Origin of the sequence: Flavobacterium praedii (genome assembly GCF_026810365.1) — a bacterium.
Classification (GTDB): domain Bacteria; phylum Bacteroidota; class Bacteroidia; order Flavobacteriales; family Flavobacteriaceae; genus Flavobacterium; species Flavobacterium praedii.
This window is the reverse complement of sequence record NZ_CP113948.1, coordinates 4,044,486-4,058,619: the sequence shown is the minus strand read 5'-3', so window position 1 is coordinate 4,058,619 and position 14,134 is coordinate 4,044,486. Positions and strand designations below refer to the sequence as shown.

Sequence of the window (14,134 nt, the reverse complement as noted above, 5' to 3'; positions counted from 1 at the left end):
GGTATTGAATCACTAGTAATGAAATTTAAAAAAACAACTTCTAACAACCATAAGACTTTCCATTTATAATAGTCCTTTTTTATTCAAACGCATATCCAATCCTAATAGAAGTACTTTCTTCCCATTTAGTTGGAAGTGAAATGGCCATTAAATCCGATCTATAGCCATAAGCTGCTTTTAACCCTACATATAAGTCTTTTGACAAATCAACATCTACTCCGCATTCGACACCACCTGTAGGATAAACGTTGGTTCGGTATATTAAACCCAATCGCAATCCTCCATAATATCTTAAATTTTCAAAATAACCACTAGTTAAATTTAAACCAGCCGAACCCATGAATTGTGTATAGGATCCCTCTAAATTTTGAAATCTATTTACACCAAATCTAATGTACTTTGCATAGGACACCAATTCAATGTCTACACCAAAATTAAGATCACTTTCGTTTACAGAAATCGAAGGGCTTCCAAATGCTGAGAAAGTAAAATATTCACTATCCCCAAATCTTAATCCTTGTGCTGATACTCCAATCACACTAAAAAGAAGTATGCAAATAAAAAATAGTTTCATAATAACGATTGTTTTAAAAATTAATTAAATGGTTATTCTAATTATTAGTAAAAAAAATCAAGTTTACTATTTTTCTAATTCCCTTAATTTCAAATGATTTTATAGCGTCCATTAATCATAATGAACATTATAAAAAAATAAAACTAAAAAACATAAAAGTTGTTTATAATAAGACAAAATCTTTGAAGCCAATAAATATCATTACTTAAAGTTACATCATATACTGTTTAAATGCAAATATAATCGTTTAAATACATCTATTTGTTGTTTTAATAGATAAAATACTTACTTTAAATTAGTGAGTTTTCATTAGATAATCATAAGTACTTCCTTTTTGCCCTAAATCTACCATAAACTTAACCTCCTATAAACGTGGTTATTAAATATACATCAGAATTTACTTTATTAATACTATTTTCGATGAATGTCTAAAAAAACCGATTATTGACTTAATTATGGATTTTCAATATCTTTAATATACACAAAAAAGATTTCAAAAAATATTTAGGCTTACTTTTTGGACAAGAAGATCCGTTTTTAGAGGGGTGAGAAAAATTGATTTCTTCTTATTTAGATTATCCAATCTTTTTACTTAATCCCCAACTTTTGCAACTGATCCTCAATATCTTTAAAATGGATCAATCCTTTTTTGGTTTGATCCTAAAACAGCTATAAACGAAAAAACCACCTAACAAAAGTTAGATGGTTTTCTTAAAGAGCCGGCGGAGGGACTCGAACCCACGACCTGCTGATTACAAATCAGCTGCTCTAGCCAACTGAGCTACGCTGGCGGACTCAATATGTTTGTGTAATAAATCTGCCTTTTCAAATAAAAAACCATCTAAATGAATAGATGGTTTTTTTGAGCCGGCGGAGGGACTCGAACCCACGACCTGCTGATTACAAATCAGCTGCTCTAGCCAACTGAGCTACGCTGGCGACTCATTACGGGTGCAAATATAAGTCTGTATTTCGTTTTTCCAAAATAAATCCAGACTTTTTTTGCCTTTTTTTTTACTGTAAATCGTTGATTTTAGTAATCAATTGATTAGCAGTTTGTTCTAATTCTACATTTATTTGTTTGAAATGTGCTTTCTTATTTTCAACATTTTTCGCATTCACTTTAGTGATCAAAACGTCAAAAGCAGCAATAGCTTCATCAATTAATGCATTCGTTTCGTCAGTTGGTTTTCCTGTTGTAGCGATTTCAAACAAGTAAACTGCTTCAATAATATCTCCTAAAACGTAGTTGATGTCTTTCTTTAAATTCTTAACGTTTGCCATTTTATTTTTTATTTAATTTGCGTTTGCAAAAGTACACATAATCTTTCTAATCCCAGCTATGAAATGTAAATTTCTAAAATTGAAGCTTTTCCCCTAAGATCATAAGACTTCATAGCTGCAGGAACAAGAACAGTATCTCCTTTTCTATATGAATAGGTTACTGCATCATATTCTATTTCAAAAGTACCTTCAATACACATATATACTATAAAAGTTAATCCTGTATTTTCAACTTTTTTATCATTCTCTAAAGGAATAAAATTGGTTGTAAAATAAGGACATGCTACAATACTATTCGATTGATTAACTTCTTTGGAATATTCCTTATAAGTATTGACTTTTTTATAATTAATTGCCTCTAATGCTAAATCTACATGTAATTCTCTAGTATTCCCATTGGCATCTTTTCGATCAAAATCATACAAACGATAGGTAATATCAGACGTTTGTTGAATTTCGGCCACTAATAATCCAGCTCCTATGGCATGAACAGTTCCTGTTTCCAGAAAAAAAACATCACCGGGTTTTACCTTTACATCATCAAGAATAGACACCAAAGTATTGTCTTTTAGATGTTTTAAATACTCTTCAGCATTAGAATTATCTTTGAATCCAACGATAATTCTAGCATCATCATCAGCTTGCATAATATACCACATTTCAGTTTTTCCAAATGAATTGTGTCGCTTTTTGGCCAATTCATCATTAGGATGTACTTGAATCGATAAATCTTCACGAGCATCTAAGTATTTAAAAAGCAATGGAAATTGATTCCCAAATCTTTTATAAACTGCCGTTCCCAAAATTTCATTTGGAAATTCATTGATTAATTCGCTTAGTGCTGTTCCTTTATACTCGCCATTTGCAATCACACTAACGTCGCCTTCAACAGTAGACAATTCCCAACTTTCTCCAGTAATATTCGAAGTAATTGGTTTGTTTAGAATTGTTTTTAATTTTTCGCCCCCCCAAATTCTTTCTTTAAGAATAGCTTCGAAACGTAATGGATATATTTTTGATTTCATCTTGTTTTTTTTAATACAAATTTCAACACTTTTGCGATCAAACAATAATACTATTTTGTCAATCTATTGCTGTAATTTTTTAATGGCTTCAAGTGCTTTTGGAATATGACGCGTAGCCATCATACTGTCAAATGTCATAATGATTGTTCCTGTTTTATCAGCAACATAAGTTACTCTGCCAGGCAATAACCCAAATAATCCTGCTGGAACACCAAATAGTTTTCTTATTTTTTTTTCTGAATCGGACAAAAGTATAAAAGGCAATTTAAAGCGTTGAGTAAATTTTTGATGTGACACAACACTATCACTACTAATCCCAATTACCTCTGCTCCCAAATCTTTAAAATCTTCATACTGATCCCTAAAACTACAGGCTTGCGCGGTACATCCTGGAGTATTGTCTTTTGGATAAAAATAAATAACCAATGGCTTTTTACCTATTATTTCTTGACTATCAAAATCATTTCCATAAGTATCTTTTGCAGTAAACTTTGGAATTTTATCTCCTACTTTTAGTTCCATCATTCTCCTTTATAGGTTACAAAATTGCGAGGTGTTTCATAAAGGATCACTTCTAAATCCAAGTCTAATTTTATTCTTTTTCGTATTTTATTCCAAATTACGACTACAATATTTTCTGCTGTAGGATTTAAATCTTGAAATTCAGGAACATCGAGATTCAAATTTTTGTGATCCATTTGATTCTCTACTTCTTCTTTGATAATATCGGTAAGGAATTTTACATCCATGACATAGCCTGTTTCCTGATCTATTTCGCCAGTGACACTTACTATTAATTCATAGTTATGCCCGTGAAAATTAGGATTGTTGCATTTGCCAAAAACGGAATCATTTTGTTCGAATGTCCAGTCTTTTCGATACAAGCGATGCGCTGCATTAAAATGGGCTTTTCTGGATATGGTTACTCTCATATAGTTTTTTGATTGTAGATTATTTTCTGTAATTTATTGACTTCCTGAATTCTGGAAACTGAAATCTGCAATCTTGTTATAATGTATGTTCTTCTAGAAAATGATAAAACTCATCAAAAATAATTTTAAACCAAACCGTATATTTTGATGGATTCAAAAGCATATCACTTTTTACATCTTCAATTTTCATCCATTTCCAGTCTTCAACTTCTTCTGTGTTAATCATTGGTTCTCCATTATAATAACCAATCATAACGTGATCGAGTTCATGCTCTGTCAAACCATTATCAAAAGGGGCTTTATATATAAAATGAAAAAGTTCTTTCAACTCGGTATTAAAACCCATTTCTTCAAACAATCTTCGACTGCCTGCTTGAATATTAGTCTCCCCTTCTCGTTGATGACTGCAACAAGTATTTGTCCATAATAAAGGAGAGTGATATTTTTGATGGGCTCGTTGTTGGAGCATAATTTCCTTTTTCTCATTTAAAACAAAAACAGAAAAAGCACGATGCAAAATAGCTTTTTCATGTGCTTCTAATTTTGGCATTAAACCAATTTGTTCATCTAACTCATTTACTAAAATTACTTTTTCTTCTTCCATAGTACGTATTGATGAAACAAAAGTACAAAAAAGATATCCTTTGTAAAGGCTTTAACATTCTTTTGCTTTTTGTGGAAGCTATTTTTTTGAGAAACCTTTAAATACTTAACCTTAGAAATTACGACTACTCTTTTTTGTATATTTGATACTCTAAATTTGAAATCAATTATATGATTTATATTCGAAAAGCAATCCCCGAAGACCTATCAATATTATTGGAATTTGAACAAGGAATTATAGCAGCTGAACGCCCTTTTGATCCAACACTGAAAGAGGGAGAAATAAGCTATTACGATCTAAAAAAAATGATTACTGCTCATGATGTTGAAGTCGTTGTTGCCGTATTGAACGATCAAATTATTGGTTCTGGATATGCTCGAATTAATAATGCAAAATCCTATTTGAACCATGAATTATTTGCGTATTTGGGTTTTATGTACACCCATCCAGACCATCGCGGAAAAGGAGTAAACAAACAAATTATTGAAGCATTAAGCAACTGGATTCGTTCACAAGGCATATTTGAGATCCGATTGGATGTATATAATGACAACCCTTCGGCAATAAAAGCATATGAAAAGGTAGGATTCAAAAAGCATTTAATCAACATGCGATTGGGTATATAAAAAGCACTATTTCTCTTTTTAAAAAACTGAAACCAATTTTAAATTAGCTAACAACTGTTAAAGATTTTATAAATAGAAATTGATTTGTAAAATACCCGACATTTTGATTGTTATTTGCTCTCTACTTTTGGAGTATAAAAAAACAAACCTTATGAAAACAAGAACCTCATTTTTTTGCATTTTACTATTTCTCCCTTTCTTTTTTTTTCAAGCTTGTGGGCAGAATAAAGAAACAAAAAATAACGCTATGACACCAATCGAAAACAATCAGAGCAAACCTGGTAACCCATATTATTCTCATACCGACACTACAAAACTAAATTTGACGGATGCCGAATGGAAAAAAATCTTACCAGAAGATGTTTATTTGGTTTCCAGAAAAGCCGATACCGAAAGAGCCTTTACAGGTAAATACTGGAACACCGATGTCAAAGGAACCTATTACTGTGCTGCTTGTGGCAATCTGCTTTTTCGTTCTGGAGCCAAATTTGCCAGCAGTTGTGGATGGCCCAGTTTTTTTGAACAGGAAAATAAAAAAAGTGTGGTATTCAAAAACGATAATTCAATCGGAATGGAAAGAATTGAAGCCTTATGTGGTAGATGTGGCGGTCATTTGGGACACTTATTTGATGATGGCCCTGCTCCCACCGGCAAAAGATACTGTATGAATTCTATAGCCCTTGATTTTGAACCTGATGCTAAATAAACAAATAATGAAAACGATATTAACCCTATTAGCTTGCTTACTTATTACTGGAACTTTTTATTCTCAAAACAATAATACTACAAAAAAAATGACACAATCTAATTTTGAAACCATAACCTTAGGCGGTGGATGCTACTGGTGTGTGGAGGCTGTTTATGAAAACTTGAAAGGAGTAAAATCGGTTGTTTCGGGTTTTTCGGGAGGCAAAACATTGAATCCAAGTTATGAAGAAGTTTGCTCTGGCACCACTGGACATGCCGAAGTTGTACAAATTACTTTTGACAAAAACGTAACTACTTTGGATGAAATTTTCAAGGTGTTTTTTACCGTACACGATCCTACAACCCTGAATAGACAAGGAGGAGACAGAGGTACACAATACCGCTCTGTAATTTTTTATAACAATGAAGAACAAAAACAAGAAGCGCAGTCAATTATTGCTGAATTAAAAAACGCAAAGGTATATGACAACCCAATTGTAACTACATTGGAACCTTTTACTAAATTTTATAAAGCCGAAGACTATCATCAAAACTATTATGCCAATAATAAAAATCAGCCTTATTGTCAAATGGTTATTCAACCCAAATTAGAAAAATTTGAAAAAGTATTTAAAGATAAGCTGAAAAGTAAAAAATAATTATATCATTTAAAAGGCGAGATAGTATCTTCGCCTTTTTTTATGCCTTTGACAATAATTAAAATTCTCCATAAATGAACCTCAAAAAACCAAGAATATCAATTGAAGAATTACCCCAAGATTTCATTTATACCAAAAAAATATTGAGTAAAAATGGTACTTTCGAAATATCGCAATTTGTTCTTGAACCCGAAAGTACTGAATATGGTGCCTGTGCTTTCATGATAAATAATGTAAATATTCTATTTCGAACTGCAAAAACTACACCAACCAAAATTGGACAATTTGTGACACTTTGGAAAAGAGTAAACCAAGGACCTATCCAACCTTTTGATAGTACCGATGCTATTGATGTATTTATCATTAGCGCCCGAAAAGGAGATCACTTCGGATTATTTATTTTTCCAAAATCTGTTCTTATTAATAACCAAATTGTTTCAGATACAAAAGAAGGAAAACGGGCTATCCGAGTTTACCCTCCTTGGGATCGCACTACTAGTAAACAAGCCCAAAAAACACAGAAATGGCAATCGGATTATTTCTTGGAAGTTACCCAAGATGAAAAAATAGACCTAAAACGTGCAAAATTACTCCTCCCTACAAAATACTAAAAAACTACAATTTCAAAAATAAAGCTTAATTTCAACACCTTACTAATTTAAAAGAAAATGAAAGAAAAAATTGTACAAAACCAAGTATTTTTCCTCTTATTCCTATTAATCATAGGTTTAAATTTAACTCTGGCGCAAGAAAAAAAAGTAGCGCCAACTTCTCAAGAATTATACAACGAAATTGCAGCAATGGATACTGTCCTTTTCGATGCATTTAATGCAAAAGACATGGCCAAATTCAAACCACTTTTTACCGAAGATCTTGAATGGTATCAAGACAATGGCGGATTACTTTCTTACGAAACCGTTTTTACCAATTTTGAAAAAATGTTTAAAAACGAAAACAAACTCACTAGACAATTAGTGAAAGGAAGTCTTGAGGTGCATCCCATAAAAGATTTTGGTGCAATTGAAATTGGCGTTCATCAATTCCGACACATGGAAAACGGAAAAGAAGAAATTGGCACTTTTAAATTTGTAATGATTTGGAAAAAAGTAAACAATCAATGGAAACTATCAAGGGTGATAAGCTATGATCATTAATTTAAATAAAATTTAAAAACCAAAATCTGGCTGATTTATTTACTTTTATACATCAAAAAAAGAATTCAATAAATTAAAAAAATGATCATTAGAAAAGCTTTAATTGAAGATATTAAACAGATTCAAGCAGTGCGAAATTCGGTAACAGAAAATACTTTGTCAGACCCTAACTTGGTAACAGACGAAGATTGCAAAGAATTCTTAACAATAAGAGGAAAAGGTTGGGTTTGTGAAATTGATAATGAAATTGTTGGTTTTGCAATTGTAGATTTAAAAGAAAATAATATTTGGGCATTGTTTTTAAATCCTAAATTTGAGAAAAAAGGAATTGGCAAACAGCTTCATGATTACATGCTTGATTGGTGTTTTGAGCAGACAAAAAACACTCTTTGGCTAGGCACTTCACCAATGACAAGAGCGGAATATTTTTATAGAAAAGCAGGCTGGGTAGAAATTGGCACTCACGGTAAAAACGAAATAAAATTTGAAATGACCCATAACAATTGGATATCAAAAAAGGAGAATCAATCTTTTATTAACCCGTAAAATTTAGCTTTCTTTGCATCCTCAAAAAAATGAAATATGAAATGAGCATAACTTTAAATTGGCAAGTAGCACCAATTAGGCATGCAAATTACATATGACCGATAAAAAACAATACATATCAACATATGAAAGCACTTACCTTCTCCAAGTTTGGAGACTCCAATGTTCTTGAATATAAAGAAATACCTGCACCAATTTTAAAAACCGATGAGATTTTGGTCGAAATGAAAGCTATTGGCCTCAACTTTGCCGATGTGTACAGACGAAAAGGGAATTATCACCTCAAAGGAAATCCCCCATTTATTGCGGGTTACGAAGGCGCCGGAATTGTAGTTAATGCCAATGGAAATTCCGAATTTAAAATTGGAGACCGAGTCGCTTTTGCCGACGTTCCTTTTGCCAATGCCGAGTTCGTTGCCGTTCCTCTTGAACATGTAATTCCGTTGCCTGAAAATATTTCTTTCGAAACCGCAGCTACAATTCTATTACAAGGTTTAACCGCTCATTATTTGGCAACTGACAGTCACAAAACACAAAAAGGAGAAACCGTTTTGGTTCATGCTTCTGCTGGAGGAGTTGGGCAATTCTTAACACAAATCAGTAAACTTTTGGGCGCGAGAGTTATCGGACTGACATCATCTGCTGAAAAAGCATCCGTTTCAAAACAAAATGGAGCCGACGCTGTTTTTCTATATTCTGAAAATTGGAAAACACAGGTATTCGATTTTTGTCCAAATGGTGTTGATGTTGTTTACGATAGTATTGGCAGTACTTTGACGGATAGTTTTGAAGTCACTAAAGAATGTGGCCAAGTTGTGTTCTTCGGAATGGCCGGTGGTGATCCCGAATTGGTAAACCCAAGAATGTTGATGGATACATCCAAAACATTAACGGGTGGCGATTTGTGGAGTTATTTAAAATCGAAAGAAGAACGAATTAAAAGAGCACATCATTTATTTGATTGGATTGCAAATGGAGATATTACCATTGCAGCACCGACTACTTTCAAACTATCCGAAGGGAAATTGGCACATGATTATCTGGAAAGCCGAAAAAGCACTGGAAAAATTATCTTGATCCCATAATACATTAAACTCCATAAACACTTTAAAAACCTCGATCGACTCGAGGTTTTTTATTTTTATACCTTATTATAAAAAACTAAAACAGAAATCAAACAATTGTTAAAACCTTAAATTACAATATGTTTTAATATTAAAAAACCGAAATTATAATTAAATTTGATTTTTACATTTGGCTTTATAAGTCAAAATTCTAATCAAACCTTATAAAATGAAAAAATCAGTTTTAATTTTATTTTTACTTTCCTATCCCGTAATGGCACAATTCCAAAAAGCAACCGCCCCAATAGCCGATAAAAAAGAGCACATTCGAACCATTCATGGAGAGAGCGTCAACGATCCTTATTATTGGATGTATGATTATTTTGGAAAAGGACCTGATAGCACAAAAGCCGTTGATTATCTAAAAGCAGAGAATGCTTATCTAGAAACAGTAATGAGCGCTACCCAAAAATTACAAGCTGATTTATTTACAGAAATGAAACTTCGAATAAAAGAAAAAGACGAAAGTGTTCCTTTATTCAAAAACGGCTATTTTTATTATACTCGAACAGAAAACGGGAAAGAATATTATAAATATTGCCGAAAAAAAGGGAATTTAAATGCTAAAGAAGAAGTACTATTAGACGTCGATGAGATGGCGAAAGGACATTCCTACTATGGTGTAACTGGTTTTGAAATAAGTGATGACAATAAATTATTGGCTTTTGGAGTAGACGAAGTCAGCCGAAGACAATATACGATTTACATTAAAAACCTAGAAACTGGAGAACTTCTGAAGGATGCCGTTATAAATACAGAAGGACAAGCGGTATGGGCAAGTGACAACAAAACTTTTTTTTATACTTCAAAAAATCCGGTTACGCTATTGTCCGAAAAAATATTCCGTCACACACTTGGTACCGAAAGCACGAATGATGTAGAAGTCTTTCAGGAAAAGGATCCTAGCAATTACATCGGTGTTGCAAAAACCAAGAACAACAAATACATTATGATTTATTCGGTTGCCACAATGTCTTCTGAAATCAGAATGATAAAAGCCGAAAATCCAACGGATTCTTTCACTGTTTTTCAACCTCGATTAAAAGACGTACTTTATGATGTTGTTACTTTAGACAATAAATTTTTAATTCGAACCAATAAAGATGGTGCCAATAATTTCAAATTAATGGAATGCCCTTTAGACAAAACAGAATCTGCCAATTGGAAAGAAGTTATTCCTAATCGATCTGATGTTTTACTACAAGGAGTTGAAGAATTTAAAGATTTCATAGTAATCAATGAACGCAAAAATGGTTTAGCAAGTATGAGAGTTCGAAACGCAAAGGATAATTCGGAGCATTATATCAATTTCGGCGAGCCAACTTACACCGCAGATTTTGGACCAAATCCGGAATACAACAGCAAAACCTTCCGTTTTGAGTACACTTCATTGACTACTCCAAATTCTACTTTTGATTATAATATGATTTCAAAAGACAAAAAATTGATGAAGCAACAAACCGTTTTGGGTGGTTACAATTCAAAAGATTATACAACAGAACGTTTGTATGCAACCGCAAAAGACGGCACTAAAATTCCCATTTCAATTGTTTACAAAAAAGAATTTCAAAAAAACGGAAAAGCACCTTTGTTACTTTATGCGTATGGAAGTTATGGAAACAGTACAGACGCGAGATTTTCAAGTGACCGCTTGAGTTTATTAAATAGAGGTTTTGCATTTGCTATTGCACACATTAGAGGGGGCCAAGAAATGGGACGTCAATGGTATGAAGATGGTAAACTGATGAAAAAGAAAAACACATTTACTGATTTTATTGATTGTTCCCAATTTTTAATTCAAGAAAAATTCACCAGCAAAGAACATTTGTATGCATTGGGAGGAAGTGCAGGTGGCCTTTTGATGGGAGCTGTTGTAAACTTGGCACCAGAACTTTATAATGGTGTCATTGCCGCGGTTCCGTTTGTTGATGTAGTAAACACTATGCTTGATGAAAGTATTCCGCTTACTACGAATGAATTTGACGAATGGGGAAATCCAAAAAATAAAGAGGCTTATTTATACATAAAAAGTTATAGCCCTTATGAAAATGTAGAAAAGAAAAACTACCCTAATATGCTTGTTACAACTGGCCTACACGACAGTCAAGTACAATACTTTGAACCATCGAAATGGGTAGCCAAATTAAGAGATATGAAAACCGACAATAACTTGTTATTGCTTCACACTAATATGAATTTTGGGCATGGTGGAGCAAGTGGTCGTTTTGATTATTTAAAAGATGTAGCCTTAAATTTTGCTTTTCTTTTAAATTTAGAAGATATAAACAATTAAACCACTATGGACTTAAAGTCCATAGATTGATTTGGCAGACTGAAAGTCTGTGATGTTGAAAAGTAAAATCCATCGCAAATTCGGATATTTAAAGACTTGGAAAAAAAATAATTTACGAATTTGCGGTGGATATTTTTAGAACCTGAAAGGAAAACACACTAAAGCACATCGTTTTAGCTATTTTTGAAACCAATAAAAAAGGGGGTTTCAATACAGGAGAGCACTGAAATTACTTTTTTGACAATACATTAAAATCAATCGAGTTACATACTTAAACACCAAATATTAAGTCGAATGACATTAATCTTTTCAGCTGTTTTTAATGGCTGTGAATACTATTGACCAACATTATCATAATGAAATATTGCAATTTATAGAAAAACACATTCCTAAAACCTCTTAAGAATGAAATTCGTTTCTATAATATTTAATGTTTGGTTGTGTATTAAGTCAAAAAAAATAATAACCAAATTCTATATTAGATGTTGTGTAGCTGGAATATACAATGAAAACGAACAACTTTAAAAAGAAGAAAGATTATTCTCTTTTGTTTTAAAAATAAGAGGGAGCTATTTAAAAAAAAGGCTCCGATTAAAAAATCGGAGCCTTAACTATTTTAATTTATATACCAATTGAAACAGTAACTTTCCAATGCAGCATCTGTTTAAAACAAATGGTATTTACTGCATCGAAACAATTATAAATTCGCTTCGTCTGTTGGCTTGGTGTTCTTCATCGGAACATTTTACACCATCGGAACATGGATTGACCAATTGAGATTCTCCATATCCTTTCCCGATTAATCGTGCTGAATTAATACCGTTTTTAACCAACCAAGCCACTGTAGCTTTGGCTCTTCTATCGGATAATTTCTCGTTGTAAGCAGCGGTTTGGCGGCTATCGGTATGCGAACGAACTTCGATTTTCATCGCTGGGTATTGCTGCATAACGGTCAATACTTTGGCCAACTCGTAACTGGCATCCTTACGAATGTATGACTTGTCCAAATCAAAATAAATCATCGGAATGTCCAAGGTTTTGGCCAAATCTGTTCCTACGGTTATTGGCTTGATTCTTCGCTCCAACTCCATCGAGTAGTCTTTGCTTCCGCTGAAACTTTTTGATCTAACTGATCCTTCTTTGGTTTGATAGTCCTCTTTCTCGGCTCTTACATAATACGTTTTACTGCAATCTACTGCAAAACTATACCTGCCTTGAGCATCGGTTTGGGCAACTTGCAACGGTTTGAAATTGGAATCAAATAAACTCATCTTTGCATTCGACACTATTTCTTTGGTTTCTTGATCTGTTATCAAGCCCGAAAGCATTTGATCACAAATCAATTTTTTGTACTCCACAAATCGGTAAATATCATCGTATCCTTTTCCGCCTTCTCTATTGGATGTGAAAAATCCATTGCGCTTTTTATTGATTAAAAACGCAAAATCATCTTGATTACTATTTATTGGCTCCCCAACGTTTTGAATGCCATAAAAACTATCATCTACCTCTTTTCTGGCCACAAAAATATCCAATCCTCCTAAACCTGGGCGGCCATCGCTGGCAAAAAACAATTCATTTTCTTCCGATACAAACGGAAAGGTTTCTCGGCCTTCGGTATTGATTTCCGGCCCTAGATTCTCTGGAGTTCCATATGTACCATCTTGATTGATTTTAACCCTAAACAAATCCGACTGCCCTAATGTCCCAGGCATATCCGAGGCAAAATACAGGGTTTTTTCGTCTTGGCTTAATGCTGGGTGAGCCACGCTGTATTCATTGCTGTTAAATGGCAATTCTGCTACATTGCTCCACTCGCCTTCTTTATTCAGAGTGGCTTTGTAGAGTTTTAATAAAGTGTTTTTACTCGAATCTCTTCCTCTTTTGCCCTCTAGGTAGTTGTTTCGTGTAAAATACATGGTTTTGCCGTCTTGGGTAAATATCGGAGTTGATTCATTGAACTTCGAATTGATAGTACGTACAAATCGTTCCGGAATTCCCATCTCTCCATCGGGTTTCATCTCTGATGCATACAAATTGGTAAAGGATTTGTTGGTCCATTTGAATACTTTCTTGGAAACACCTCCAGTATCTCTTGCGGAAGCAAATACTAATTTATCGCCTAAAAAGGAACTCCCATAATCTGAAAATGCCGAATTAACTCCTGCATCCACTACTTGAAAACGTCCCGAATTGGCCTTGATTTCCTCTAGATAATTTTTATTCTCTTTGAATAATATCCCTCTTTTATCGTTACCACTTTTTAAATTAAACTGTTCCAACATTTGATCCGACTTTTTGTAATCTCCTGTTGATTTTAAGGTCTGTGAGTAGCGGTAATAATATTCGGCCTCTTGATTGGGATACAATGTAAATAGTTGCTCATACCATTTTGATGCTTGTGGCAATTCGGCTTTAAAATAATAGGCATTCCCTAACTTTTGAAACATCTTTTCGTCTTGGTATCCTTTGGCTGCCACTTTCTCATAATTGACTATGGCATCGACATAAGCATAACGATCGTAATTGACATCAGCTTTGGCAACTGTTTTTTTTTGGGCGTACCCTGAGGTCAACAAAAGCAATATAAAAAGGCTATATAGTGTAGTTTTAATTTTCATAGGTG

The 14,134-nt window shown here is 33.3% G+C and carries 15 protein-coding genes and 2 tRNA genes; 8 read left to right on the top strand and 9 right to left on the bottom strand.

Features of this window, described 5'->3' with window-relative positions; translation table 11 throughout:
- Positions 1–79: 79 nt before the first annotated feature.
- The 8 genes from OYT91_RS17240 to idi all read right to left on the bottom strand — a co-directional run bounded on the left by OYT91_RS17240 (position 80) and on the right by idi (position 4,419).
- Positions 80–574, bottom strand: coding sequence for a hypothetical protein (locus OYT91_RS17240; protein WP_281238916.1), 495 nt, complete (start codon positions 572–574; stop codon positions 80–82).
- Positions 575–1,291: 717 nt separating this feature from the next.
- Positions 1,292–1,365 (bottom strand) — tRNA-Thr (locus tag OYT91_RS17235).
- Between the two features lie 74 nt (positions 1,366–1,439).
- Positions 1,440–1,513 (bottom strand) — tRNA-Thr (locus OYT91_RS17230).
- 75 nt (positions 1,514–1,588) lie between these two features.
- The gene (locus OYT91_RS17225) at positions 1,589–1,858 is read right to left on the bottom strand and encodes a hypothetical protein (protein WP_269223718.1); all 270 of its coding nucleotides are present in this window, start codon (positions 1,856–1,858) and stop codon (positions 1,589–1,591) included.
- Between the two features lie 56 nt (positions 1,859–1,914).
- Positions 1,915–2,883, bottom strand: coding sequence for a type I phosphomannose isomerase catalytic subunit (locus tag OYT91_RS17220; RefSeq protein WP_281238915.1), 969 nt, complete (start codon positions 2,881–2,883; stop codon positions 1,915–1,917).
- 63 nt (positions 2,884–2,946) lie between these two features.
- Positions 2,947–3,405, bottom strand: coding sequence for a peroxiredoxin (locus OYT91_RS17215; protein ID WP_281240399.1), 459 nt, complete (start codon positions 3,403–3,405; stop codon positions 2,947–2,949).
- A complete protein-coding gene (locus tag OYT91_RS17210) occupies positions 3,405–3,815 on the bottom strand; it encodes a 6-pyruvoyl trahydropterin synthase family protein (RefSeq protein WP_281238914.1) in 411 nt (136 codons plus the stop codon). Before OYT91_RS17210 ends, OYT91_RS17215 begins: the two co-directional genes overlap by 1 nt.
- A gap of 76 nt (positions 3,816–3,891) precedes the next feature.
- The gene (idi, locus tag OYT91_RS17205; RefSeq protein ID WP_269223719.1) at positions 3,892–4,419 is read right to left on the bottom strand and encodes an isopentenyl-diphosphate Delta-isomerase; all 528 of its coding nucleotides are present in this window, start codon (positions 4,417–4,419) and stop codon (positions 3,892–3,894) included.
- A 170-nt stretch (positions 4,420–4,589) separates the two neighbouring features.
- Here idi and OYT91_RS17200 point away from each other — a divergent pair, with 170 nt between their 5' ends.
- From OYT91_RS17200 to OYT91_RS17165, 8 genes are all read left to right on the top strand, one after another.
- Positions 4,590–5,045 carry a GNAT family N-acetyltransferase gene (locus OYT91_RS17200; RefSeq protein WP_281238913.1) on the top strand — a complete coding sequence of 152 codons (456 nt, stop codon included), beginning with the start codon at positions 4,590–4,592 and terminating at the stop codon, positions 5,043–5,045.
- 151 nt (positions 5,046–5,196) lie between these two features.
- A complete protein-coding gene (gene msrB / locus OYT91_RS17195) occupies positions 5,197–5,751 on the top strand; it encodes a peptide-methionine (R)-S-oxide reductase MsrB (RefSeq protein ID WP_281238912.1) in 555 nt (184 codons plus the stop codon).
- 7 nt (positions 5,752–5,758) lie between these two features.
- On the top strand, positions 5,759–6,391 hold the full coding sequence (gene msrA, locus OYT91_RS17190) for a peptide-methionine (S)-S-oxide reductase MsrA (protein ID WP_281238911.1): 633 nt from the start codon (positions 5,759–5,761) through the stop codon (positions 6,389–6,391).
- Positions 6,392–6,465: 74 nt separating this feature from the next.
- On the top strand, positions 6,466–7,002 hold the full coding sequence (locus tag OYT91_RS17185; RefSeq protein WP_269223722.1) for a MepB family protein: 537 nt from the start codon (positions 6,466–6,468) through the stop codon (positions 7,000–7,002).
- A 57-nt stretch (positions 7,003–7,059) separates the two neighbouring features.
- The gene (locus OYT91_RS17180; protein WP_281238910.1) at positions 7,060–7,545 is read left to right on the top strand and encodes a nuclear transport factor 2 family protein; all 486 of its coding nucleotides are present in this window, start codon (positions 7,060–7,062) and stop codon (positions 7,543–7,545) included.
- An 81-nt stretch (positions 7,546–7,626) separates the two neighbouring features.
- Positions 7,627–8,091: a GNAT family N-acetyltransferase gene (locus tag OYT91_RS17175; protein ID WP_281238909.1), complete on the top strand. Its 465-nt coding sequence runs from the start codon at positions 7,627–7,629 to the stop codon at positions 8,089–8,091.
- 125 nt (positions 8,092–8,216) lie between these two features.
- Positions 8,217–9,176 carry a quinone oxidoreductase family protein gene (locus OYT91_RS17170; protein WP_281238908.1) on the top strand — a complete coding sequence of 320 codons (960 nt, stop codon included), beginning with the start codon at positions 8,217–8,219 and terminating at the stop codon, positions 9,174–9,176.
- A 208-nt stretch (positions 9,177–9,384) separates the two neighbouring features.
- Positions 9,385–11,508: a S9 family peptidase gene (locus OYT91_RS17165; RefSeq protein WP_281238907.1), complete on the top strand. Its 2,124-nt coding sequence runs from the start codon at positions 9,385–9,387 to the stop codon at positions 11,506–11,508.
- A gap of 680 nt (positions 11,509–12,188) precedes the next feature.
- On the opposite strand, the gene OYT91_RS17160 is transcribed toward OYT91_RS17165, so the two are convergent.
- Entirely contained in the window at positions 12,189–14,129 is a 1,941-nt protein-coding gene (locus OYT91_RS17160) for an OmpA family protein (protein ID WP_281238906.1), read from the bottom strand.
- Between the last annotated feature and the right edge of the window lie 5 nt (positions 14,130–14,134).